At 64.2% G+C, this 22,392-nt stretch carries 23 protein-coding genes; 11 read left to right on the forward strand and 12 right to left on the reverse strand.

Features of this window, described 5'->3' with window-relative positions; all coding sequences use genetic code 11:
* Nucleotides 1-4: 4 nt before the first annotated feature.
* From FOE78_RS04575 to FOE78_RS04600, 6 genes are read left to right on the forward strand one after another with little or no spacing between them, the layout of a single operon-like run.
* Nucleotides 5-2,113 (forward strand): toprim domain-containing protein, encoded by a 2,109-nt coding sequence (locus FOE78_RS04575; RefSeq protein ID WP_168207377.1) that lies wholly within the window; start codon nucleotides 5-7, stop codon nucleotides 2,111-2,113.
* An 11-nt stretch (nucleotides 2,114-2,124) separates the two neighbouring features.
* Nucleotides 2,125-2,322, forward strand: coding sequence for a hypothetical protein (locus FOE78_RS04580; protein ID WP_143985260.1), 198 nt, complete (start codon nucleotides 2,125-2,127; stop codon nucleotides 2,320-2,322).
* A gap of 3 nt (nucleotides 2,323-2,325) precedes the next feature.
* A complete protein-coding gene (locus FOE78_RS04585) occupies nucleotides 2,326-3,516 on the forward strand; it encodes a hypothetical protein (protein ID WP_143985261.1) in 1,191 nt (396 codons plus the stop codon).
* Between the two features lie 24 nt (nucleotides 3,517-3,540).
* Nucleotides 3,541-3,921 (forward strand): hypothetical protein, encoded by a 381-nt coding sequence (locus tag FOE78_RS04590; protein WP_143985262.1) that lies wholly within the window; start codon nucleotides 3,541-3,543, stop codon nucleotides 3,919-3,921.
* On the forward strand, nucleotides 3,885-5,519 hold the full coding sequence (locus FOE78_RS04595; protein WP_143985263.1) for a hypothetical protein: 1,635 nt from the start codon (nucleotides 3,885-3,887) through the stop codon (nucleotides 5,517-5,519). Before FOE78_RS04590 ends, FOE78_RS04595 begins: the two co-directional genes overlap by 37 nt.
* On the forward strand, nucleotides 5,486-6,355 hold the full coding sequence (locus FOE78_RS04600) for a hypothetical protein (protein ID WP_143985264.1): 870 nt from the start codon (nucleotides 5,486-5,488) through the stop codon (nucleotides 6,353-6,355). The genes FOE78_RS04595 and FOE78_RS04600 overlap by 34 nt, the downstream gene beginning before the upstream one ends.
* A 25-nt stretch (nucleotides 6,356-6,380) precedes the next feature.
* Here FOE78_RS04600 and FOE78_RS04605 read toward each other — a convergent pair whose 3' ends face one another.
* The 5 genes from FOE78_RS04605 to FOE78_RS04625 all read right to left on the reverse strand — a co-directional run bounded on the left by FOE78_RS04605 (nucleotide 6,381) and on the right by FOE78_RS04625 (nucleotide 9,237).
* A complete protein-coding gene (locus tag FOE78_RS04605; protein ID WP_143985265.1) occupies nucleotides 6,381-6,611 on the reverse strand; it encodes a hypothetical protein in 231 nt (76 codons plus the stop codon).
* A gap of 70 nt (nucleotides 6,612-6,681) precedes the next feature.
* The gene (locus FOE78_RS04610; protein WP_210414809.1) at nucleotides 6,682-7,272 is read right to left on the reverse strand and encodes an IclR family transcriptional regulator; all 591 of its coding nucleotides are present in this window, start codon (nucleotides 7,270-7,272) and stop codon (nucleotides 6,682-6,684) included.
* 539 nt (nucleotides 7,273-7,811) lie between these two features.
* On the reverse strand, nucleotides 7,812-8,315 hold the full coding sequence (locus FOE78_RS04615; protein ID WP_143985267.1) for a hypothetical protein: 504 nt from the start codon (nucleotides 8,313-8,315) through the stop codon (nucleotides 7,812-7,814).
* Between the two features lie 39 nt (nucleotides 8,316-8,354).
* Entirely contained in the window at nucleotides 8,355-8,744 is a 390-nt protein-coding gene (locus FOE78_RS04620) for a hypothetical protein (protein ID WP_143985268.1), read from the reverse strand.
* 313 nt (nucleotides 8,745-9,057) lie between these two features.
* Entirely contained in the window at nucleotides 9,058-9,237 is a 180-nt protein-coding gene (locus FOE78_RS04625; protein WP_143985269.1) for a hypothetical protein, read from the reverse strand.
* Between the two features lie 441 nt (nucleotides 9,238-9,678).
* Between FOE78_RS04625 and FOE78_RS04630 the strand changes: the two genes are divergently transcribed.
* A complete protein-coding gene (locus FOE78_RS04630; RefSeq protein ID WP_168207379.1) occupies nucleotides 9,679-10,614 on the forward strand; it encodes a phosphotransferase in 936 nt (311 codons plus the stop codon).
* Between the two features lie 107 nt (nucleotides 10,615-10,721).
* Here the strand turns inward: FOE78_RS04630 and FOE78_RS04635 are convergent, their stop codons facing one another.
* Both FOE78_RS04635 and FOE78_RS04640 read right to left on the reverse strand, forming a co-directional pair.
* Nucleotides 10,722-11,066 (reverse strand): hypothetical protein, encoded by a 345-nt coding sequence (locus FOE78_RS04635; RefSeq protein ID WP_143985271.1) that lies wholly within the window; start codon nucleotides 11,064-11,066, stop codon nucleotides 10,722-10,724.
* A gap of 72 nt (nucleotides 11,067-11,138) precedes the next feature.
* Nucleotides 11,139-11,741: a hypothetical protein gene (locus tag FOE78_RS04640; RefSeq protein WP_143985272.1), complete on the reverse strand. Its 603-nt coding sequence runs from the start codon at nucleotides 11,739-11,741 to the stop codon at nucleotides 11,139-11,141.
* On the opposite strand from FOE78_RS04640, the gene FOE78_RS04645 reads away from it, so the two are divergent.
* Nucleotides 11,728-12,132: a PIG-L family deacetylase gene (locus FOE78_RS04645; RefSeq protein ID WP_143985273.1), complete on the forward strand. Its 405-nt coding sequence runs from the start codon at nucleotides 11,728-11,730 to the stop codon at nucleotides 12,130-12,132. The genes FOE78_RS04640 and FOE78_RS04645 overlap by 14 nt on opposite strands.
* A 750-nt stretch (nucleotides 12,133-12,882) precedes the next feature.
* Here the strand turns inward: FOE78_RS04645 and FOE78_RS04650 are convergent.
* Entirely contained in the window at nucleotides 12,883-13,065 is a 183-nt protein-coding gene (locus tag FOE78_RS04650) for a hypothetical protein (protein ID WP_210414810.1), read from the reverse strand.
* A gap of 464 nt (nucleotides 13,066-13,529) precedes the next feature.
* Between FOE78_RS04650 and FOE78_RS24535 the strand changes: the two genes are divergently transcribed.
* Complete coding sequence (locus tag FOE78_RS24535) at nucleotides 13,530-14,054, forward strand: protein kinase family protein (protein ID WP_143985275.1); 525 nt, start codon at nucleotides 13,530-13,532, stop codon at nucleotides 14,052-14,054.
* 50 nt (nucleotides 14,055-14,104) lie between these two features.
* Entirely contained in the window at nucleotides 14,105-14,584 is a 480-nt protein-coding gene (locus FOE78_RS04660) for an aminoglycoside phosphotransferase family protein (protein ID WP_143985276.1), read from the forward strand.
* A 474-nt stretch (nucleotides 14,585-15,058) separates the two neighbouring features.
* On the opposite strand, the gene FOE78_RS04665 is transcribed toward FOE78_RS04660, so the two are convergent.
* On the reverse strand, nucleotides 15,059-16,069 hold the full coding sequence (locus FOE78_RS04665; RefSeq protein WP_143985277.1) for a S66 family peptidase: 1,011 nt from the start codon (nucleotides 16,067-16,069) through the stop codon (nucleotides 15,059-15,061).
* A gap of 214 nt (nucleotides 16,070-16,283) precedes the next feature.
* Nucleotides 16,284-18,059 (reverse strand): ATP-binding cassette domain-containing protein, encoded by a 1,776-nt coding sequence (locus tag FOE78_RS04670; RefSeq protein WP_143985278.1) that lies wholly within the window; start codon nucleotides 18,057-18,059, stop codon nucleotides 16,284-16,286.
* Between the two features lie 1,320 nt (nucleotides 18,060-19,379).
* Between FOE78_RS04670 and FOE78_RS04675 the strand changes: the two genes are divergently transcribed.
* Nucleotides 19,380-20,537 carry a hypothetical protein gene (locus FOE78_RS04675; RefSeq protein WP_143985279.1) on the forward strand — a complete coding sequence of 386 codons (1,158 nt, stop codon included), beginning with the start codon at nucleotides 19,380-19,382 and terminating at the stop codon, nucleotides 20,535-20,537.
* Between the two features lie 44 nt (nucleotides 20,538-20,581).
* Here the strand turns inward: FOE78_RS04675 and FOE78_RS04680 are convergent, their stop codons facing one another.
* Together FOE78_RS04680 and FOE78_RS04685 are read right to left on the reverse strand one after the other, a co-directional pair.
* On the reverse strand, nucleotides 20,582-21,520 hold the full coding sequence (locus tag FOE78_RS04680; protein WP_168207380.1) for a phosphotransferase family protein: 939 nt from the start codon (nucleotides 21,518-21,520) through the stop codon (nucleotides 20,582-20,584).
* Between the two features lie 259 nt (nucleotides 21,521-21,779).
* Nucleotides 21,780-22,103 carry a hypothetical protein gene (locus tag FOE78_RS04685; RefSeq protein WP_143985281.1) on the reverse strand — a complete coding sequence of 108 codons (324 nt, stop codon included), beginning with the start codon at nucleotides 22,101-22,103 and terminating at the stop codon, nucleotides 21,780-21,782.
* Nucleotides 22,104-22,392: the final 289 nt, after the last annotated feature.

Consider the following 22,392-nt stretch of genomic DNA (forward strand, 5'->3'; position numbering starts at 1 on the left):
ACGCGTGACGATCGAGGAGCTGCATGATCAGCTGCGCGCCGCGGTCGACGCGATCGAAACCGGCAAGCAGTGGCAGTCGTGGCTCGACTTTGCCCGTCGACTTCACCGGTACAGCTTCCACAACCTGATGTTGATCATGGCTCAGCGACCGGACGCGACAACGGTCGCCAGCTACAACACGTGGAAGTCGACTCGCCGGCAAGTCCGCCGCGGCGAGCGGTCGATCAAGATCCTCGCCCCGGTTACCCGACGTGTCGAAGTGACGGACGAACTGGGTCGACCGAAGCTCGATCCTGACGGCCATAAGACGGTCCGGCAGCACGTGGTCGGGTTTCGCCCGGCGTCGGTGTTCGACATCAGCCAGACGAGCGGGCCACCGATTCCCCAACCCGTACAGCCGAATCTGTTGGCGGGCAGTGCGCCGGCGGGTCTGTGGGACGCGCTGGCCAACGAGATCAGTGAACGTGGCTACCGGCTGCTCCGCGCCGGCGACGAACGTCTCGGCCAGGCGAACGGGCTGACCGTTCCGAGTCAGCGAGAAGTGGTCGTCCGCGACAACGTCGACGCCGCACAGGCCGTCAAGTCGCTGGCCCATGAGCTGGCGCACGTGCTGCTGCACGTACAGGGTGAAAGCGACGACGAACCGTGCCGCGGGATCAGAGAAGTGGAAGCGGAATCCGTTGCCTACCTGACGCTCAGCGCCCGTGGTGTGGTCACCGATGCCTACAGCTTCCCGTACGTCGCGCTGTGGGCCTATCCGATTGCCGCCGTCGAGCATGTCGAGCTCAGCGAGATCGTTAGCCGAACCGGTCAACGCGTCATCGACGCCGCCAGGACGATCATGGACGCGATCGAGCCGCACATGGCCAAGACGTCATCCCCGTCGGAGGCCGCGGTTGCTGTCCGCGTCACGGAAGCCGCCGAACGCACCTCCGTACTCCGAGACGAAGCCAAGGCGCTTGCCCTACCGCCGGACGCCCGATCAATCCTGGTGGCGATCGTGGCGGACAGCCAGGCGTTCCTCCGTCAGCACGTCACCGGCTCGTGGGTGCCGAACTACCTGGCAGAGCGTGCCCTCCTACCCGCCGTCAACAGCCACGGGGTCGGCTACGCGCCCACCGGCTGGACGAACCTGACCGATCATCTTCGGTCCCTGGGCTACAGCGACGAACACATCGAAGCCGCGGGAATGTCGACGCGCGCCAGAACCGGGCACCTGATTGATCGCATGCGAGACCGGATGACTCTTCCCGTTCGTGACGAACGCGGTGATGTGGTGGGTTTCACCGCGCGTGTCCGGCTAGACGCAGGCGACGACCTGCCGAAGTACGTGAACACGCCGACGACGCTGATTTTCCACAAAGGCGATCTGATCTACCGACTTGCAGAATCGTCAACCCTGTTGCGTAACGGTCACCGGCCGGTGATCACCGAGGGACCGCTGGACGCGATCGCTGTTGATCTTGCGGCCCAGCAGACGGGCAGTGACCTGGTTGGGCTGGCCACCTCCGGTACGGCATTCACCGCCGACCACGAACGGCGGCTGTCCGACGTCGTCGGCACTGCTCCGATCTACCTTGCGTTCGACGGCGACGAAGCCGGCCGGAAGGCAGCCGAACGCGCCTGGAGCCGACTCGTGGACGCCGGCCACCGCGAGGTGAAGGTTGCCGATCTTCCTTCGGGTACGGACCCTGCCGCACTCGCCGAGACCAACGCTTCGGCACTCGTCCGGGTCCTCGATGACGCCGGAGACGCAGCGTATGTGTTGGCCGATCGCAAGATCGCCGAAGCGAACATCGGTGACGACGACGTTGATCGACGGCTCGCAGTCTTCCGCGAGTTGGCCACCTGGGCGGAACGCCTGCCGCTTGAGCAGCGCGTCGACTTCGTACGCCATCTCGCCGACGGCACCGGGATGGACCCCGTCGATGCGGCCGCCGACGTGGCAGAACGGCATCCGACCTTCCTGTCGGACGGAGCACCCGGCAGGGCACTCTGCAACAGCGCAGTCCTCGCATCGATGCTGGACGACGGTGCCTCATCAGCGCAGACCGATCAGATCGGCGCCCCAGTCGCGGAACGAGCATCGCATCGCGCCGAAGTCGCAGGTTAGGGAGAGGCGTCATGAGCGGGCCCACGGACGAACCAGGCGAGAACCCGGCATTTGAGATCCCCACATGGGATCCCGTAAAGATCACAGAACGTCGCGCCGAGGAGGCGCGCACACAGCGCGACGCCGCCATCGCGGATCTCCGTGACTCCATGGACGACGACGAGATCTTGAACGAGTTCGGCCTTGACCTTGGTCAGATCGGGGACTGAGCCATGGAGTTGACAGTCGCCGAAACGATCACCCGAGCAGCACGTAACGAGGCCGAGCAGCGCGCCCGCGACGACCTTGATCAACTGCGCAAGCGGGCCGTTGCCGCCGGAAGGCAGCGGTCTCGCAAGATCATCAAGGTCACGGCGATCAATGAGACCACAGGATCGATCCGTCACCTACCGACCGGACGGTTACTCCGTGACTGGTACGTGCACGTCTACATCAACACGCTGCGAGCCAATCTGAGCCAGCCGTACGAGCCGATCGACGCACAACAGGTGGAGGACACTGCTGCGATCCTTCGGCGTGCTCGGCCCAACGCTGAGCCACGAAGTTCGCTGCAGGCTGTTGGCGTCGTACGCGACATCGCGTTTGCCGACGCGTCGACCGTGGCCGCGAGGATGACCGAACGACTGCAACGAACCGGCGAGGGCCGCGCGATCAACTACGCACCCGATGATCGCTTTGACGGTGATCAACTTCGCGTGCACGTGACCCGTCACTGGTACAAGCGCTGTTACGACAACGTTGTCGATGGCGCCGTGATGGCACGTCATCCACTTGCCGCGGTCACGGACGCAGAACAGCTCGAGGTGGCGAAGGTGATGGCCAATAGAGAAGTGCGGCGTCTGATCGGTCGCGACAACATCCCGCTGGTGACAGCGCACGGCACCAAGATCACCGAGGTCGACCGCGGCCTGGCCTCCGGCGAGGTGGGCCTGGTGCCTGCACTCCCGCCCAGGATCGGGAAGGTCACCAACGCCATGAGCATCGAGGATCGGATCCGCGAGGCGTGGAACGACATGCCGCGAAACACCCGCCAGCACTGGCTTCGCCTCGCTGCTGTCTCACCGACTTCTACGCGGGCGAGCTGGGGTGGCCTCGATGAGAGCAAGAAGGCCGCGTTGGTCGAGCACTACCGGATGACCTACCTGCCCGACCTCGCGGACACGCGCTTCCGCGGACAGTTGATCAAGGAACCGGACGCCGAAGCAGCCCGCCAGATGTTCAACCACCCGGCGACACTGATCGCCCCAGCAGCTGGTGCAGCCGGACCCGGACGGCCCGAATCTGCAAGCGAGGTGGCCGTGGACGACGTCGTGTCGCGAACCGCAGGAGTTCATCGTCATCGCTCGCTGATTCAAGTCCCGGCCACCAGGCCCGAGTATCAAGGAACATTGGTTTTCGATTGAAGGATGAGGAAGTGACCCGATCCGATGACTGCGGATGTCGACCGCCTCCACCTCGCAACCACCCTTCGCGCGCACCTTCCGGATCGCGCGGCCCCGGCGTTCGAGCGGGAAGTCATGAGACTCGTCGGAGCCGTCTGGGCAGGCGACAGCGAAACCGTATGGGAGCGAGTGAGCGTCGCGCTGCAGCGCGAGGGGCTCGATCACCCCGACTCTCCCTACCTGCCGCAGATCCGAGACGAGGTCGCCCGGTTGGCCTTACGCAGCAGAATCATGCAGCGGACGGGGCTAGGTCGCGACCACAAGATCAGCGCTATCACCGATCTTGACGTGTCGATTGCGCCGAGCCGAAGTCTCAAGATCAGCGGCAAATGCCGAACCAATCCGGCACTGCCGACGACGCGGTGATCGAATTGACGCCGCACGGTCGGATCGACAGCGTACGTCGGTGCGGGGCGGGAGAGGATGCGTACGATCTCGAGCTCAGCGGTCCCGATGCCATGAAGATCATCGTCAGCCCCGCGATCGCCGAGGTCGACCAACGATCGTTCGAAGAACAGGTCCGGAACGCAATCGCTGAGGTCGCTGACATGTTCGACGTCACGATTGGCGCGCCGACTTCGACCACGGATGACTCACACGATCCGCCCCAGCGTCAGAACGCCCGCTTCAGCGACGAGGCTGCGCGGTTGAGCCAGGCTGACTCTATGAGCCTTGCAAGCGTGGAGCGCACGGCTCAGCACGCGTACGATCAGGGCCGCAACTGTGGCATCGAGATTGCCGCCGAAGTCGGCGAGATCACTCGACCGGAATCGGATCCAGCGATGGCATATCGACTCCATGTCTGGGACGACGAGGTCGAGCTTCGAGCCATCCTGCACCGGCTTAGAGCTGATCATTCGCGGCTTGACACTGACTTGCCGATCGACGCGGCAGAAAGTTATGCGGCCGCACCCAGGGTGCCGGACTACACCTGGACCACATCATCGACAACTGAATCTCACGGACTCCTGGGCACAATGTCACGGCTCGTTCGTTCACTGCGCGGCGCTTCCAGCGCCCACCTGACGGAGCATGCCTTCTATCTCTATCCGTACGGCGGATCGCGCAAGCCCGTACCGCCTTTCGTCAAACCCGAGGTGCCGCTCATTCACGAGGTCCACGAGTTCGAGCCGCTGAACGAAGACGATCCCTACGAGTCCGACGCCAGGAACACCGCGAGAATGCGGGCAGCCATCATTACCGACGGGCTGGTGCACGCTGGGCTAGATGATCACGTCTCCGTCTTCATCGAAGACGCGCCCGAGAGCTCCAAAGTCCGGTTGTGGATCGACACCCCACAAACGGGTGAGGAGTCCGTCGTACGAAGCTTGATCGCCCGTGCCGTCACCGAAACCCGCTCGTCCCGTACCAGCGTCGCCGACGATCAACTGCAGGAGCTTCGGCTGGGTGCGACCAATCCCGCAGTGGACACCGCTCTTCAGCCATCGGCTCACCTCGGCGTCGGGCAACCCGACTGTTTCAAAGTCTCGACGATGCCACCGCACCTCGGGGGACCTGCGGCCGAGGCATTCAGTGAAGCGAAGGGCCGGCTGTTCTGGTCGTACGACCAGGAAGCAGGCTACGGGCATGATCTTGTGACGCCAGCCATGGAAGATCGTCTTGAGGACGCCGGCAAGATCCTGGACCGCGGACTGGATCTCTACGCTGACCGACTCCTGCAGAGACTAAACACGGTGATGGATGCCGCAGGGCTGACCGACCAGGTCACGATTCACACCGAAGCCACCAAGAACCCGACCGTCCGCGAGATCGAAATCTCCGGACCGCGACCGGCAGCTCACGCGGCCCAGCAGCTCGCAAACGAAGTAAGGAGCACCGTCCACCTGACCCAGAGCGGCGACGGCTGGAGCGTCACTGTGGACGAGATCGAGTTGGCATCGGTGCGACGTCATCGTGCGAGGCTGCCCAGATGCGTGCCCGCGAACCCAACGCGCACTATGTGAATGCAGTCCAGGCGTACCTGAGCAGCGTCGACCCACGGCAAGCGTGGCACGTTCCCCAAGCTGAGCAGCACGACTGGCTCGAGACGATGCGGCGCTACTCGGCGATCGTGCGCGCTGGTCGAGCCGCCTCCGATCTTCACCTGGATCCTCACACCGAGATGGCGAAGGCACTCGACACGTCCGAGCAAGGCGGCGCGTTGCCACACTCGGACGTGATCCGGCATCGGCTTGCCGAACTCGACCTCGCCACTCGGGTTGATGCTCGCGTCAACACGCAGTTGGCCGCCGTCAACGCCTGGATCTCCGATGTCAAGATCACCAACGCGGACGTTCAGGTCCAGATTTCGCAATACCGAACGCCTCCGTCAAGTCATGTCGGGCGCGATGAAGCCGACCTTGATCAACATCAGCTGCTTTTCGACGCCTCCAACAACCTGACGCTCGCGGTGTTGACCCGCGACGGCGTCGAGTGTGAACGGTCCGGTCGCCAGGTCGAGCCAGACTTGATCGGCTTCACACAGGACGGCCTGTCCAGGGTGGTCGAGACGCTGGCTCAGGCCGTCGCGGAAGCGCGGAAGGAGACCGCCGAGCTGTGGCACGTCGACACGGTCGCGTCAGCGGCTGAGCATCGCGACGACATCGCCAATCGAACCGAGGGGATCGCGCCGGGTCGCCGCCCACTCGTGGGCGAGAGTCGGGAAGACTGGCTGGCGGACATTGCCGCCCAGCAGGCGGCTGTCAAGATTGCCCTAACCTCGCAGGAAGATGCCGACCGAGCCATCGACATGGATGACGCTCACCGCGGCGACGGGGGAGTGACGCGAGCGATCTGGTGATCGTCCACCGCTGGTGCTCCGAGTCTCAGGCGCGTCGCACATCGCTCGCCGGCACCCACAGCCCGAACCCGTCGATCCGCTTGTCGTCCAGGCGTACGAACACCACCGGACGGACCCAACGGATCGCCTCGCCAGGCAGCCACACCTCGCCGTCGTTCTCGAAGTCCACCCGTGCCTGTACCGCGATTGGCTTGCGGCGCGGAAAATACCGAGCGATCGGATCCGGCGGCCATTCCTGATTGGTGACCTTCTGCACGAGCGACAACCGATGGACAGGCGCGAACTCCCTCATTCCGTGCCAGTTCGGTCCGTACGCCATGCGTCGACTATCGAACAACTGTGCGAGAAATGCAATCCTGTGGGATGCGGTCAGTCAGGTGGCCCGTCGGAAAGGCGCCGAGAAGTGGTGGGACTGTCCAGTAGTGATCTGGGTGCTCATCGGTGTGGACTTCAATGATGGCCCTGCCGACCTCAGGATGCATCGAACGGACCCATCCACCTCCACCCAGAAGGCATTTCAGCTCAGCAGACGGGAGCACTCGGCCGCGAAACGCTGGAAGCAGCGGCAGATGGTCGCGGAGTTTGGCCGGGGTGAGCCGGGACGCGGGTCCGTTGATACAGATCGCAGCCGTCACGTTTCCGTCGCTGTCCTGTAGCGGTGCCGCGATCCCGTTGACGTCCGGGTAGTTCTCACCAACGCAGGTCGCGTACCCGAGCCGTCTAATCCGAACCAGTTGCTGGCGCAAGCGGGTCGGCGTCGCGATCGTCCGCTCGGTCCTCGGCTCGAAGCTGAGAGTTCGGATGATGTCGTCGGCATCGTCGCCGGGCATGTGAGCCAGCAGGACCTTTCCGACTGCGGTGGCGTTGAGCGCATCTTTGTTGCTGGGGTGCGTCACTGCGGCGAACGACCTGCTCACCCCCCCTCGCGGGCGCCGTCGACAATCGCGATGTTCATTTGACGACCGGCCTCGAGGACTCCGACGGCGACCTGGTCCCCGACGTAGCCGGCCAGCCCGGCTGAGCTGCGGTTTGGAGTCTCCGGCGGATGCCCTCGTACGCCTTCTCATCCACACCGGCCAATCGAAACACAGCCGACCCGGGTGTGTATCGCCGTGTGCTCGGCAGCTCATCCGCAACCCCAAGTTGCGCCAAGCGGTCCTGCGCAACGCACCCACCAAGGACAACCTCGCCCAAGGAGGCTTCGTCAACTCACGGGTCCACCGACTCCGGCCGTCTACGATTCCGAAACCTGGTTTTGGTTGGTTCCTCACGCAGATGCCGTCGGGCTTCAGATCCGGGCTGAGTTCCCCGCAGATGGACGGTGGGCCGAGCCCGCCGTTTGAGGTCCGCTTATCGGTCCCGCCGTCCGGCTTGGACGGGCTTGCGGCTGGCGTCCGGTAGAGGGTCCGCAGCGGGCACGTGTTAGATGCCGGCCAGGGGACCGCTGCGCTGCTGGTCAGTCGAACTGAATCGGTACGGTCGAATACCGTCTGACGGCTGCGAGCACTTCATCCAGCGTGGCGTCGTAGTTCGCCACGCCGATGATCAATCCAGCGACCGGCTTGGTGCCGGCCCGGTTGGCAAAGCGGCTCTCTTGTGCGAGGAGGAACTGGATCACCCGCGCTCTCTGGTGAAGTCGGCGCGGGTGCGCGAGTGGACCCCAGAAGTACCTGACGCGAACGGTCTCCATCCGCGACCAGGAGACCAGCGGCTCTCCGCTTCGGGTTATGCCATCGCTGTCGATGCGGATCGCGACTTGACCTTGCTGGCGCGCCCGGAGAGCGGCCACGGCGACCCCCACCCGAACCGCGAGGAGCACCGCCGCGAAACACAGCAATACCACAGTCGACGAATCATCGGGACCGCCGTCCAGTACGACGGCAACAACGACGACGATCGCCAAGCCCAGAATCACTGCCGCCTGGCGCAGCGGGGGTCCCAGCGCCACGTGCAATTCCATCGGCTACACCTCCGCTCAGCCGACACTTGGCAACGGAACTCAGCCATACGTACTGCCGTCCTCGTCATCCGCTGCGGTCCGAACGGCAAGTTCGGACGCGGCCAGGTAGCGGCGACACGACCGGACGTCACGGACCGCGTACACGATCAACGGGACCAGAACTATTGCGAAAGCGATTCGCCCGATCTGGATCCACGCCTCGGTATCGGTCAACGCTCCCCCGAACAGGATGAACACCAATGGCCAGGCGAGTCGGAGTGATCGCACCTGACTTCGGCCCCAGAAGAACGCGATTGCCTCAAGATCAACCCCGACCGGAGCATCGCCCGTCGCGCCGCGCCGGATACAGCGCAATGCTCTGCGTTTGGTCCGACTGTCCAGCCGGGCCAACGGGTTCACGCGTTCTACCCGGCTCCCGACTATGGGCATGCTGATCGTCGTCACGATCGCGGCCAGCCCAGAAACGCCGCAAGCCATACCCACGGCGTCACGCCAATCCGACCAGCCAGCTGTCACGCCGACCACAATCAGCGTGAGCAAACCACTGCCGGATGTCACAATGATCGCCACCCGCCTCCGGCGACGCGACAAACCCCACGCCCGCGCGGCATCGAATGACATGGGCCATGTATAGCTGACCGGGAGGATTTCCGGGCCGAAACGATACGACTCAGGTCAGCGACGGGACGCAGATCTAGAGCACGCCGCGTTATGCCGTCACACGGTTTCCCGCACCGGCCGCCTAGTGGTTAGCGCGCTTACGCTCCATGACCGGTCCAGCGAAGGTGCGAGCATCGACACCAGATTCGGTGTGGTCGCTGTGATCTACCAATCCAGCAGCGAGGGAGAGACGATTCTGCGAGTGTATGGCCGTGATGCCGATCCTCATCGCCGCGTTGTTGTTCGCCAGCGCGATCGCCATCACCGCATGCTCCCAGCTTTGGGACTGGCGACGGGCCACGTCACGCGATGAGTTGAGAAACCCGACCGCATCTCTTCGGCGAAGGTTGATCCTCGAACCCATCGTCGGAGCTGTGATTGCAGCGCTAATCATCTTCCTCGGTACCCGCTACGCGGGCCCATGGAGTGTCGTAGCCGGCGGGGCCGTCGCGGCAATCTCCAGCGTGGTGAGCGCTTGGCGACGGTATCGGCGACGGAAGGCGGTCGAGTACGACCTGTGAACAACAGATGCTCTGGACCATGTGCGTGGATCGACAGAGGTTCTTTGGCGCATGCCGTCACCGACCTCTGACACCGGCACCAGGCAGACGGCCCGGACACCTTAACGGCCTCCTCAAGCGCGCCCAGGACGCGGTGCGCGGATCGGATCGCTCAGCGGGCCCTTGGGGCGTTCGAGCGACCGGTGGATTATCTGTTTGTCATCGGCAGATCCTTACGCAACCGTTGCGCTGTGCTCCCTGAGGAACTGGCCGCGCTTGCAGTCAGCGACGCGAACGCCAACGGTCCGCAATCGTGGCGACTGTGCAATCAGCTGGGCGGTGGCCACCAATCAGGAGCGTGGCGGCTGGAATCCGACCGTCGGCAGGTCGCGGTGCTCAAACTCGCGACGCCGAGCTGGGCGCAGCAGATGATTCGAGCCGAACGCGCCGTGGCGAAGGTTCGCGCAGCCGGCTACCCGACGCCGGCCTGGCTCGCGACCGGCCAGACCAACGGGATCGGATACCAGATCCAAGAGTTCGTTCAGGGAACAGAAGTTGCCGTGATCGGCATCGCCGAAGCCGCCGAGTTGATCAAGGTGCTCGAACTTCAGGCGGGCCTCGACCCTGATCCCGACCGGTGCTGGAGCGACTACCTCGCCAACCAGCTCAAGGCGGGGCTGGACGCTCTGCGAGCTGACGTGGCCCTGACCGGAGCCCCTGGTCGCGACCTCATCTTGGCGTGTAACCAGCTGCTGGCTACGACCGACCCCGACGCTTGCCTCCTGCGTACCGACATGGTGCACGGTGACTTCCGCCACTCCAACGTGCTGCTCGATCACGGCACAGTCAGCGGAGTGATCGACATCGAGGCGATCGGAAGCGGCTCCCGTGTCAACGACTACGCAACGCTGCTCGACCACACCGATATCGAACCCGATGCGCTCGAACTGCTAATCAATGCCGCAGTCGAAGCCGCCGGGCCAGATGCGCTACGAGCCTGCTTCGCCTTGGTGGCAATGGATCTGGTTCGGTTCATGTACAGCCGTTCACCCGCCCTTGATGTTCGACCGCTGGCCAACCGGATCGTGGCACTGACCGATCGGGCCAAGACGCTCGATCGAATCACACGGACCAAGTAGCCACAGAGCCCGCTCGACGGCGTCCGCAAACGGCGGACCCGTGTGCTAGGTGGGATCCTTGGTCGGGCACCCGCTGGACGTGGATGCCCATGAGACCCGCGCGTCGCTTACGGAGGTCCGTACCGCTCCCACAAATCGATGCGGTGTGGTCCCTCAACAGGCTTGGCATCGAACACAAGTCCGTCGTCGTACTCGAATCTGCCCGGTTCCAGTTCGGCTACGAGGTACCACTCCGGGCCATAGTCTTCGTTCGAATGATCGCGGCGGCCGTCGAGCCAGTTCACCTGGTACCACAGCCACTCGTGCTTGACCCAGAAGAACGGAAGACCGCGCATGCGGCTCACTTCGGTGGTCATGAACGCCTCCACGCGGCCATCACGGCTCAGCTCCCAGACGGCGTCGCGAAAGGGATCGAGTCGGAGATCGTGAGGCCACGGGCCGGAGAACACCACAGAAGGAAGTATCGGGTGTGCGACCCAACTCACGGCCGACGGGACAAACTCACCGCCCCGCCGGCGGATCGATCAGCGGGCTGGGACAGCGATGGCATCGAAGTCGCACACTTGGAGCGTCCGGATTTGGATGGCCGGCTGGCCGACGGCGGTGGCCTTCAAGAGTCGATGCACACCGTCAAGAATCGTGATCCGCCCAGCTGGACCGACATAGCCGTCGAGCGGATACCGCAGGTCCGAAGCCATGGTGCGGTGCCACTGGCCCGCGTGCCGTTCGGGATCCGCCATCACCTGGGCTGGCGCAACTTGGAACGGTCGTCCGTCGACCGCCCAGAACGGAAGCTGAAGATGCCATGCCAGTTCGACGACCGGAATCTCACACTCCGGCAACCGCACGGCGTGCAACCGATCCAGATCCCAGTGAAAGTCCAGAATCACGCCGCGCAGGCTGTCGGGCAGCTCTGCGAGCAGCGGAAACGGAGCTCTGGTGACGCCATGCACGCCGACAGTCTGGTCAATCTCGGCAGGCCAGTCACTTTCGACACGGCGAGCGGTCTGCTGACCCTGGTTGCAGGTGCGCGATCGCATCACGAACGCCCGAGGCCGTATCACCCAGAGGTAACGTCCTCGGCGTTCAGCGACCGAACGCAAGGGAGACGCAATGCTGAGCAGCATCGGACCAGGAAACCTTATGACTGCGTTAGCCGGCGAGCTGGTAGCGGTCTTCCACGCTCATCCAGACGACGAAGTGTTCGCCACCGCAGCCGCTACTCATGGGCTGGCCGCCGCAGGCGCACAGGTCCAGCTGTTCATCGCGACCCGCGGAGAACTTCCCGAACAAAGTGCTGACCCCAGCCTCAACGAAGCATCGGCACGTAGCGCCAGGGAGCGCCGCCTGGATCAATCGTGCCAGTTGCTCGGCGTCAGCCGCTGGTCCTACCTCACCCGGCCAGGTCGCTGGATCGACACCACCGATCGGTCACGAACCTTGGCTGCCGCACCGATCCCCGATGTCGCGGCAGCCATCAGATCCGTAATCGATGACCTGCGACCGCAAATCGTCTGACGTTTGCGCGGACGGACTCACCGGACACCCCGATCACATCGCCATCCACAATGCCGTCGCGACAGCCCTCCAGATGCCAGGCTGGGCTCCACGTGACGCCTGGGGCGCCGCCGTGATCGACTCCGAAATCAACGCCGCACACGCCGAAATCGCGCAGATGCGACCCAGTCAGACAATGAGCACCTGCGACGAAACGGTCGAGGGCGTCTCGGCTTCCTGCATCACCCAAATCAATCCACAGCTGCGGCGTCGGCGCTGCCCGACGGCAGGCGATAGATCTCTACCTCGACGGTCTCGGCACATGGCCTATCGACCAACTGATCGCCCGGCACGGACTACGGAGAGCATCGCTCGCCCTGCGCGGACTGTTCGATCTGACCGGCTGGAAAACCGACCACTTCGTCCAGATCCGACCAGACACCACCTGACCGCCTGCAGGGGGTTCCTCCTGCGACACTAGGTCGCCGCTGTCAGATCATGATCAAGTTCTGTCCCAGTAGCGGATCCTGCACCGGGCACCAGTTGCTACGGCGGCAAGGCCCCTGACCGGGCACCTCAAGGCGTTCCGGCCGCGGCCAGCTCGTCAAGATCTCTCGCCGAGCTGATGGGCAGACACCTTGAGACGTTCGTTGGCGCGATAGGTACGCAGGACCAGGATGATGGTCCGAACCAGAATCGTGGCCGCGGCCATCAAGATCAACGCCGCCGGCCACGTGTCGACATTGATCTGATGCTCGACACTCAGCCGCCCTAACGCTGCACCCCCACCGTTGGTAGCGAATAGCTGGAACGCCAGCCGAGCCCCATGCCGACAATCCACAAGATCGCAGCCCACGCAGTGGCGCGGAGCAGAACGACACCGTCGCGTTCGTGCACCCGGGTCAAGAGTCCGACCCCCGCGCCGATGCCTGCTCCGACAATGATCGCGACCACGACAATCGTCAAGCTGTTTCCACTCGTCGGGACGGAGTGAACATAGGACACGATCGCCCAAGTGATGATGGCGATCGGAAGCACATCTGCAGTACCGACAGACGTCGGTCCCGCAGCTGCAGCACAACCAGCCCAATCAGAACAATATCGATGATCCAGTCGGTAACACTCACCCATCCAGGCTCCCGATTAGAGCTAGCGATTTGCCCTCAACCCACGGGTGGAGCTTCGGGTGGAGATGGTGAGACCGTAAGCCGTTCCTTGTCGGACACAGCTGCCGAGCGCCCGCCGGCGCCCGGCAGGTCGTGGTCAGCGCGTGTCACATGGGATCCGTGACGGCGACCCGAGTCTGTGAGCGTGGTGCCCGGTGACCAGGCGGGTGGACCCGCTGAACGGGCGCTTGTGTCCGGGGCGCGCGGAATTCTGTTTGCAGAAGCACTGGCCGATCTGGGCACCATGCCCCCGTGACCGTCACGACGTTCTTGGAAGACCTTTTCCTCGGCGGCATGCTTGCAGCGATCGCCAACGAGCCTGCCGCGCGCAGCCTTGACGCTTCTGCAGCGATCCGACGCGAGGGCTGTGAGAGCGTCGTCCTCGAAACACCAAACTGGATCATCCTGTTCCCGCGCCACCGCGATACTGCCAGGTTCGAAACCGAACTTGCCGTCCTGACCCACGTCCGCGGACGTCTTCCAGTTCAGACGCCGGACGTGGTCTGGACCGGCGACCACACCTGCTGCATGGCCTATCCCAAGATCACCGGCACCGACTTCATCCCACAGCATTGGCACGCCGCCACCAGCGTGGAACGCCAGCGGCTCACCGGCTCACTCGCCGACCTGCTCAGCGCCTGGCCGGATGCATTCACCACCGCCGACATCCCGCAGCTGGGCATCTCGTCAATCGGCGGGCCTCCCTACCTGGGACAACTCACCGCAACACTCGCCAACTTTCCGCAGCAGTTAGCCCGGGCATCGAGAAGCTCCTGACTATCTACCGCGACCTTTACAGCCAGGAACTCGCCACTACCGGCGAGCGTGTGCTGCACGGCGACTTCCACCTGGGCAACATGGTGCTCGACTGCCCGTGTGGCATCGTGACCGGGCTCTGGGACTTCTCTTGCGTTGCGACCGGCGCACTCAGCTGGGACGTGCACTACCTCGCCGGCGAGATCAGCGCCCCGCCCGACGACGCCGCGCCACCAGGATCCTGGCCACACCTGGACCTCCTTCGCGGCGTGCTCGACCGGCTGTCGAACGTCAGCACCGAACGCGAAACGACCCTGCTTCTCTCTGATCTGATGCAGTGCGCCGAATGGATCGGCGACCACGATCCCCAGGACTCGATGCACTGGAATCCCTGGCTCAAGCAACTCGAAGGCCGAGAGCCGATCCCCACGGCCGGCCCACCGTCCTGCAAACAACAACACGACCACACCTCTTCACCGCAAGGGGTCCGCTTGTGCGACAAGGAACGCGCCAAAGCGCTCCCTGTAACGCAGCCACGGCCAAACCGGTGAGGGAACCGCTTGCGGGCGGCATCCGAGCGCGGAAAACTCGATCGCGGTGGAGCGCTCCGAACAACGTGGTAGCGCGAAGAGGTGTAGCTAATGCCGTAGTCGAGAGTGTTGCTACTGCTTGGGATGTGCTGCGTTGTGGTGGCAGCGGTAATCGAGCTGGCCACCGGTGGGGTCTGGTGGCCGGTTTCGGTCGTGCTGATCTTGGGGGCGGCAGTCGTCGGGGGCCTTGGCCATCAAGGCTCGCACCAGGCAGTGACCTGCGGATAGCCGCCCGGATCCGGATCCCAACCGCGCCGGCGATCGCAAGCTCAGCTCGGTGACCGGTGAGGGTGCCCGATGGCCTGCCGGCGCCGGACGCTGCCGGGGCGGTGGCCAGCCGTATCAGTCTGGGAACGGCCTGCGGGCGGCGAAAATGACCTCCTATTGCCCGTCAAGCTGGGGTTTCGTAGGTCCTGACGGTGTGCAGCAGACGCCTTACGACAGTTCTTGCACGATCCGGCGGGTTTCCTCGTCAATCGTCACTGTCGCCAGGGCACCGTTGATCAGCGGGAGGTGCGGAGGCACGTGGCCTATCTCGAGGTCAAACACGATCGGCAGATCGAGGCGGCCCAGGGCGTCGAGCACCGCCTCGTTCTGGGTCATCTGGGGATTGTCGGCTGCGTTGGTTCGTCCGATGAGGATCGCGTTGGCGTGCTCGAACCATCCGGCCAACCGGAGCCCGTGGAGATTGCGGCAGATGGTCGCGGCGTCGTCTTCGCAGGCTTCGAGGTAGATGATCAAGCCGTCTTCGGCATGTTGTTGACCGAACGCAGGAACGTCGCCATACAAGGTGCCTGCCAGGTTGGCGATGGTCTCGATGCAGCCGCCGATCAGCCGCCCGGTCGCAGAGAGCGACTCGACGCCGTCGAGTCGCCAGGTTCCGGTTCCGACGTCCTTCCAGTCGACGGCCTGGGGGTCTTCTTCGAATCGGCGCCAGGTGGCGATCAGGCCCGAGTCGCTCTGGACGTGCGGTCCGCTGCCGGAGGCGAGTTCGATCCAGGACTTCAGCCCCGCGGGCGTTCGGTATGGCGTGTCGGCGAGGTTGTCGCCGTGCATGGTGGCCCAGCCGAGGCGGGTCGTGACGGGCAGCAGGACGGTCGATATGTCGGAGTAGCCCACGAGCCAGGTGGGGTCGGAAGTGGATAGGGCGTCCCAGTCGAGCAGGTCGACGAGGTCGATCGCGGTTTCCCCGCCCCACGGTGGAAGGACACATCGGATCTCCGGGTCGCACAGCATCGCGGTCAGTTCGGCGGCGCGTCGCTCGGCGGGCGCGGAGGTGAGTCCCGACCCGTCCATGCACTGTCCGACAATCACCTCATAGCCCTGATCGCGCAGCCAGTCCACGCTGAAGCGGACCCGCTCTGCGCCTGCACCGCTTGCCCCGGCCGATGGTGACGTCACGGCGATCTTGTCGCCCGGCTTCAGCGGGGGCGGGAAGCGCAGCATGGGCCTGATCATGCCAGTCGCGATCGACCTCCAAGAAGTCCGCCCGGTGACCGATCCGTGACCTTGCACGTCAGAGCTGAGTCCCTGCCCGGTGATGACGTGGCAAGGTCCCCTGACCGGGCGGCTCCCCGGCGATAGATGACCGGGCGGCCGAGATCGGCCATTTCGGGGAGGGGGGAGGGGGTAGCTCATCCGCGTCGGGGGTGTCCATGGGTCAGGGTTGTGGAGATAGCTGTTCGGCGAAGAGTTCGGCGAATCGGCCTGGCTGGTTGAGGAGTTCGGAGAAGGTGCCGACCTGGACGATTCGGCCGTGGTCGAACACGTAGATGCGATCCATCCCTCTTAACGTCCAGGCGCGGTGGGAGACCACGATGGTGATCCGGTCGTGTTTGTCTTGTTGCAGGGCGGCGAAGATTTCGGCTTCGGCTTCGGCGTCGATCGCGCTGGTGGGTTCGTCCAGAATCCAGACTCCAGCGTCCCTCAGGTAGATTCTGGCCAGGGCGAGACGTTGCCATTGACCACCCGACAGCCCGACCCCGCCCCATTGCTGACCAAGCTGGGTATCAAGGCCATCTGGAAGGTCGCGGATGCGGCCCCCGATCCGTGCCTTGTCCAGGGCTACCCAGATCTGATCATCGGAGTAGTTCTCCGCCGAAGTGCCGAGCCCGACGACGTCGCGCACGGTGAACTCGTACCGGCCGAACTCTTGGATCAGGAGGCCGAATTTCGCCGAGGTTTCGGGGTCGAGTGGAGCTTGGATCTGCTGGGCGTCGATCCGAATCGTCCCGGCCTCGCCACTGACGACGCCGATGATGGAGTTGATCGTGGTGGTCTTGCCCGCACCGTTGACTCCGACCAACGCGATCATCTCGCCCCGCTCGACGGCCAGTGAGACGTCGTCGACCGCCGGGCCCGAGGCTCCCGGATACCGGACCGTGAGCCGGTCCACCTCGAGCCGGCCGGCCCGAGCGCCCGGTCGTACCCTGGCCTGGTGCGATGCGTCGGTCACGGTGCGTTCGTAGGTCTCGGCCTGGGGTGCAAGGGATACCAGGTTGCCGAACGCATGGCCGGTGAATCGGATAGCGGACAATCCCGACAAGATCCCGGCGATTGCGGCCGCAGCCAGCGCCGCCCCGGCGTCGGTGACCACCAGCGCCCACAGTGCGGCAGCCAACAGCACGGCGGTGCCGACCGACGCGGCCGTTTCCCACCGCATATCCGCCGCCAGCACCTTGTCGAGCAAGATCATCCCCTGCCGCTGCTCACGCGAGACCCGGTCGGCGACCTTGTGTCCGGTGCCGAGCAGGGCAAGTTCGGTGCCGGATCGTTGCTGCAGCAACTGCTCCATCGCATAGGCCGAACGCCGCTGCACTGCCGCCACCGGCGGCCAGCCACGCGCCTCCACTCGGGCGATGAACGTCATCGCCACGACCGTCGGCAACAACGCCGCCAACGCCAGCAGTCCAGCCGCGGGACTGAACGAAAAGATTGCTACACACAGCCCGGCGGCGGTGATCGCGGTTCCGATCAGCTGCAACGCCATCCCCGGCGCCCTGGTCATCGGTGCGATCGCGATGTCGGCGACCTGCAGGTCGGTGGTGACCTGTGGGTCGGCCAGCCGCCGCGGCTCCAACGCCGCAGCAGCATGAGCCAACTTCGCGCGGTAGTACCAACCCAGCCGCAACCCCGTGCGCTGCGATGCCGTCAGCGCCAGATACCCGATGGAGAAGTTCAAACCGACAGCAACCGTCAACCCGGCCAGCGCCAACAGCAACTGCCGGGGATCGCGATCCGGTGCGCTGATCTGGTCGATCAACCGCTTCAACAGCCACACCTCGGCCGGCGGAACCAACGCATGACACAGGCTCAACACCGCGGCGATCGCAAACCACCGGCTACCTTCACGCGCCGCGTCATGGATAGCACGCCACGATGTGCGCGCCGCGACCAACAACGCATGAGAAGCCGACAAATCCTCTGACTTAGCCACTGAATGCCCTCCCAGCAATGCGGACAGAACAGGGCAGCACAAACCGCCGGCAGGCCTTTCGCCGGAAACTAGGTCGTGCTACCCGTGGCCAAATGCATTGTCGTCCTCACAGGAGGATCCAGAGGCAGAGTGGCTGCGGTCCGATCAAGCTACCACCCGGCAAGTAGGCGCCACAATCAACTCCGGCGGTGTTCGCGACAGGTTCCGCGCGCCCAAAGAGGTGCAGAACGCCACGCCCGACAACCGGCTCAGCGCACGCGACACCGGAACCGATGCCCGAGCGGACTCACCGGAGTCTCGCAGCGTGCCAGTTGCGTCTTAACCGCGGCTTCCACCCGCCCGGTCATCGCTCCGCTTCCGGGACGGGCTCTTGCCAGTCAGACCATGATCAAATTCCGTCTCGATAGCGGATCCTCCTACGAGACGCCAGCTGCGAGTTTCGTCATAGGCGGACGCCGACACGGCTGAGCGAACGACTACCGGGTCGTGATCCGGACGCCAGCGTGCGACGCGTTCTTGTTCCGCGATGCGTTGATGGTCCAGCAGCCCGAGATCGGAAACGTGAAAGCCATGCCCCATTCGTCCCCGGGCGCAGAGAAGTTGCTGGCTCGGCCATGTGACTCCGGGCCCCAGTCTGGGCGAATTGTGGATCCCGATGGCCCAGTGGCAGTGAACTGAGCGGTGCCGGCGCCGGTGAGTCGCCAGACGAATTTCGTGCTTTGGCCCGGATGGATCGAGCCGCTCGGCCGAAAGAGGAGCCCATTCATTGTCAGTTGGCCATGTCCGATGAGCGGCGAGTTCTGCTCGCCGGTCCCGTCCTGGCATTTTGTGCTCGTGTGGGTGTGATGGCTGGGCTCCGCGCCACCCTGCTGGCTCGCGCCGGTACCTGTGGTCGTGCACCCTGCGAGCAGCATCGTTCCTGAGACGAGGAGTGCGCAGGTACTTCTCCTGCCGCAAGAGAGGATCGCCGTCGACCCACGAGCGTGCATGTTCGCACGCTACCGTCGAATCGGCACGCCTGTGAGAATAGATGAGGGCTCTGGCCGGGGCGGCGTATCGGTGCAGGATCCTTCGCGGTCACCGCATGGTCGTGATCTTGATGCTCATAGCCGGAACTCTCACGTGCGTCCTGCGGCACTTCGTCCCCTCGAATTGACGGATCGATCGCCCGCCCGGTCCTGTCGGGGCTGGCGTGTATAAGTAGACGCGGCATGGGATACAGGATGCGAGAGAGCGAGGCCCAAGATGGCTCGTGCGGTTCGGCGGGAGCGCCCACAGCGGAAGCGGACGTCAGCCACGGTCGTCCGGACGCATGTCGCAGTGATCACAGGGATCGATGACGGCGGCGCTGAGATTCTTAGCCTTCACCACGAGATCGAGCTGATCAAAGCGTCCCTGCTGTACGCCGACTCCGTCGAGGTCCTGAGCCTTGGCAATCAGATGGTCCGGCAGTTCAGTGACTTTGCCGCTGGCGATCCTCGCAACTTGCTCGCCTTGATCGGATCCCTCGACGATGACCAGCTACGGAGCATGGATCCCAGACTCGACCCAAGCCAGCTCAGGGAGGTCTTGCCGATTCTGTTTGCCGACCCGAGCGACATCCGCGCGGCCATCGGATTCGGCGACCCCGATGTCAATTCATTCCTCGGCGTATTGGAAGGCGTCCAGGGAACTACGTCCGAGGCCATGTCAGAGATCCGGACAATCGTCAGCGGGATTCGGGACAGCTCGGGCCTGTCCGATCTCGACAGGGCCATCGATCGGAAACTCCTTCGCTTCAACGACCGGGTCGAGCTTGAGGGTGACAACATGCTCGACCAGTTCGCAAGCGAACTAAAGAAGTACCTGATGGACCCGACCCGGTTCCTTCTGTTGGACGCGACGGTCGCCTCCCTGATCCAGTCCATGATCAGCGAAGGACTCGTCACCCCGCCACAGCGCACGATCGGCAACGCAGGTGAAGCTGTCATCGGGACGGGATTCATTGCCCGCCTCCCAGCGTTCCCGACGGCCCACGTCGACGAGGTAGTGGACTTGCGAAGCGACCTTCAAGACCCGCTCACGCGCTACCGCAGTAAGGTCGCGAAGCTCCGCGGCGAACTGCAAACCGGGCCTTTCGACGAGCACATCCAAGCGGAGATCGATGCGCTGTGGCGACCTGACGTAGATCCGGCCCTCGCCGACCTGCGGCAAGCCATGGCCGATCACGGGCTCGTGCGGGACATGGTTCGAGCGGCTGGCGGCGATCTCGGCAGCTTCGCGCTCGGACGATGGGCCCCCGCCGCCGTCTCCGTCATCGCAGCCAACACCTTCGACCTCGGCACTGCAGTTGCAGCCGGTATAACCGGAGCTGCGGCCATGGCCCCATCCGTCGCACGGGGACTCATCAGTCACGGGAGCTCACAACGGGCGGCAAAGACCGGCGACCTCTACTACCTGTATGCGCTGGATCGAGCCCTCGACAGGGCACAAGTCTAGACAACGCGGCTACGCCTGCTGTCCGCTGGAGGATCCGTGATCGATTACCGGAGCAGGTCTGGCAATGTGTCGATCCAGCTGGTGAGAAGACCGTGCCATCGGTGGAGCTTCTGCTTCATGGTGTCGCTGATCGCCGGATCGGTTTGGAAACCACGCCAGTTGTCTTGAGTCAGCCAGTTGATACAGCCGATGGCTCGATAGAGCAGGATCAGCTCCCTCGGGTAGGTGCGTCCGTAGCCGCGCCAGAAGGCCTGCGGCAGTCCTGCAAGCAGTCCGTTGAGGTAGGCGTGCTCGTCCAGTGCGCTGAGCTCGGCTAACGGGTAGCCAACTTCGGGGTAGTCCCAGTCGATAACGCGTACGCCGTGTTCGGTGACGATGAAGTTGTCGAGGTTGTTGTCTCCGTGGAGGAGGCAGGGGTGCTCTGCACGGATTGACTCCGCGTGCTTGTCGAGCAGGCCGGTGAGGCGGTCAGGTAGGTTAGCCGGTCGTTCGCCGCGCTGGGTGATCCAGGAGCGTGCTCGGTTGAGGCTCGCTAGGAGGTCGTCGACCGGATCTTGAGGCTTCAACGTTAGTTCTGTTGGGCCGACCGGTCCCTGCAGGGGTTGGGGAAAGGTCACAGCGTGGACGGCTGCGAGGCTTTCGCCCAGCCAGGTCCAAACGACGTCCTCCGGGTCGGGTGTCGTCTCTGGGGCAGCGAGTCGGTCGGCGAAGGAGACCCCGGGGATCCACTCGACCAGGCTGGAGCCGTCCGGGGCGGTTGCGTAGACCTTGGGGAAACCGATGCCGAGTTGGGCCAGGAATGATGACCGGGGTGCCTGGTCCTGCAAATCGTCGGCGGCGATCGGCTTCCGTGCAAGGAGCTGCTGGCCGTTGGTCAGAGTCACCAAGGTCAGTTTGTTGTCCATTCGGGCCCCGCCAGTCAGGGCCTCCAGGTGTTGGATGCTGGGCAAGCCGGAATCGGCGACAAGATCGCGAATGGTCATCGCCCGCATGCTTCCGAACGAGGCACGGGTACGCAACTGGAATCATCGCGCGATTGATCGCTAACTGCCCTCTGCAGGCGGCTTTTATGTCCGTCGGGCGGGTCGCAGAGAAGCAGCCATCGACAGCCGGCACGGAACCGCAGCCGTCCCTCTGCTGCGTCGCAGACTAGTCGCCCCGCCCGGTGATGGGTCCTCGTGCGAACACGTGTTTGATCAGCGCGCAAGTCCCCGCAACGGCAGACCAGGCGTTCGGCGTCGATTAGTGCTCGCCGTCGAAGCGCAGAAGGATGCGGCCTGTGTCGGACTTCCAAATGTGGCCGACCCATTGGAGATCATTTGGGCTTGGACGTCGTCCCGAAACGAGCCGCGGCGCAATCTCGGCCCATGCGGACGCGGCTGACGAACCGCTGTACCAGGTCCAGCCGTCGGGGTAGACGTCAGTCATCACCGCGGCGCCGGCGGCGATCAATTCCAATCCGCTCGATCGCCGGCGAAGACGCTGGTCGGTGTGTCGATAGACCTCGCCGTCGGGGCCGAGTATCGAACCGTCGGGCAACTCGGTTGGTGCGTGTTCGTTACCCACGTCCAGATCCTAGGGACGAGTGGTCTGTCACGGGCCTCATCAGAAGTTACCGGCGTCTGGCAACACTCCGTCTCGGCAGACGTTCGCCAACGGGACCGCGTCCCAGCGGGAACGCTTTGGTAGCCAAGCGTTCTCGCTAAGCCTCAATCCGTGGACTGGCTCGGGTGTTGATCTTGGTTTGTGATGTTGATCTTGGATTGGCTCGTTGTTTGTCGTCGGGGCATGGGTGAGTTGCTGGTCTGCCCAGCTTTTCCACGTCTGCTCTCCGGTTGGCGCCGATGCGGCGGTC

Origin of the sequence: Microlunatus elymi, assembly GCF_007362775.1 — a bacterium.
Taxonomy (GTDB): domain Bacteria; phylum Actinomycetota; class Actinomycetes; order Propionibacteriales; family Propionibacteriaceae; genus Microlunatus; species Microlunatus elymi.

Bases quoted from the DNA above. Each gene is read 5' to 3' on its own strand.
- FOE78_RS04645 (WP_143985273.1), top strand. From the start codon at position 11,728: ATGCTGAGCAGCATCGGACCAGGAAACCTTATGACTGCGTTAGCCGGC.
- FOE78_RS04590 (WP_143985262.1), top strand. From the start codon at position 3,541: ATGACTGCGGATGTCGACCGCCTCCACCTCGCAACCACCCTTCGCGCG.
- FOE78_RS04620 (WP_143985268.1), bottom strand. From the start codon at position 8,744: ATGCCCATAGTCGGGAGCCGGGTAGAACGCGTGAACCCGTTGGCCCGG.
- FOE78_RS04680 (WP_168207380.1), bottom strand. From the start codon at position 21,520: ATGACCATTCGCGATCTTGTCGCCGATTCCGGCTTGCCCAGCATCCAA.
- FOE78_RS04595 (WP_143985263.1), top strand. From the start codon at position 3,885: ATGCCGAACCAATCCGGCACTGCCGACGACGCGGTGATCGAATTGACG.
- FOE78_RS04625 (WP_143985269.1), bottom strand. From the start codon at position 9,237: ATGGCGATCGCGCTGGCGAACAACAACGCGGCGATGAGGATCGGCATC.
- FOE78_RS04615 (WP_143985267.1), bottom strand. From the start codon at position 8,315: ATGGAATTGCACGTGGCGCTGGGACCCCCGCTGCGCCAGGCGGCAGTG.
- FOE78_RS04665 (WP_143985277.1), bottom strand. From the start codon at position 16,069: ATGCTGCGCTTCCCGCCCCCGCTGAAGCCGGGCGACAAGATCGCCGTG.
- FOE78_RS04640 (WP_143985272.1), bottom strand. From the start codon at position 11,741: ATGCTGCTCAGCATTGCGTCTCCCTTGCGTTCGGTCGCTGAACGCCGA.
- FOE78_RS04600 (WP_143985264.1), top strand. From the start codon at position 5,486: ATGCGTGCCCGCGAACCCAACGCGCACTATGTGAATGCAGTCCAGGCG.
- FOE78_RS04580 (WP_143985260.1), top strand. From the start codon at position 2,125: ATGAGCGGGCCCACGGACGAACCAGGCGAGAACCCGGCATTTGAGATC.
- FOE78_RS04585 (WP_143985261.1), top strand. From the start codon at position 2,326: ATGGAGTTGACAGTCGCCGAAACGATCACCCGAGCAGCACGTAACGAG.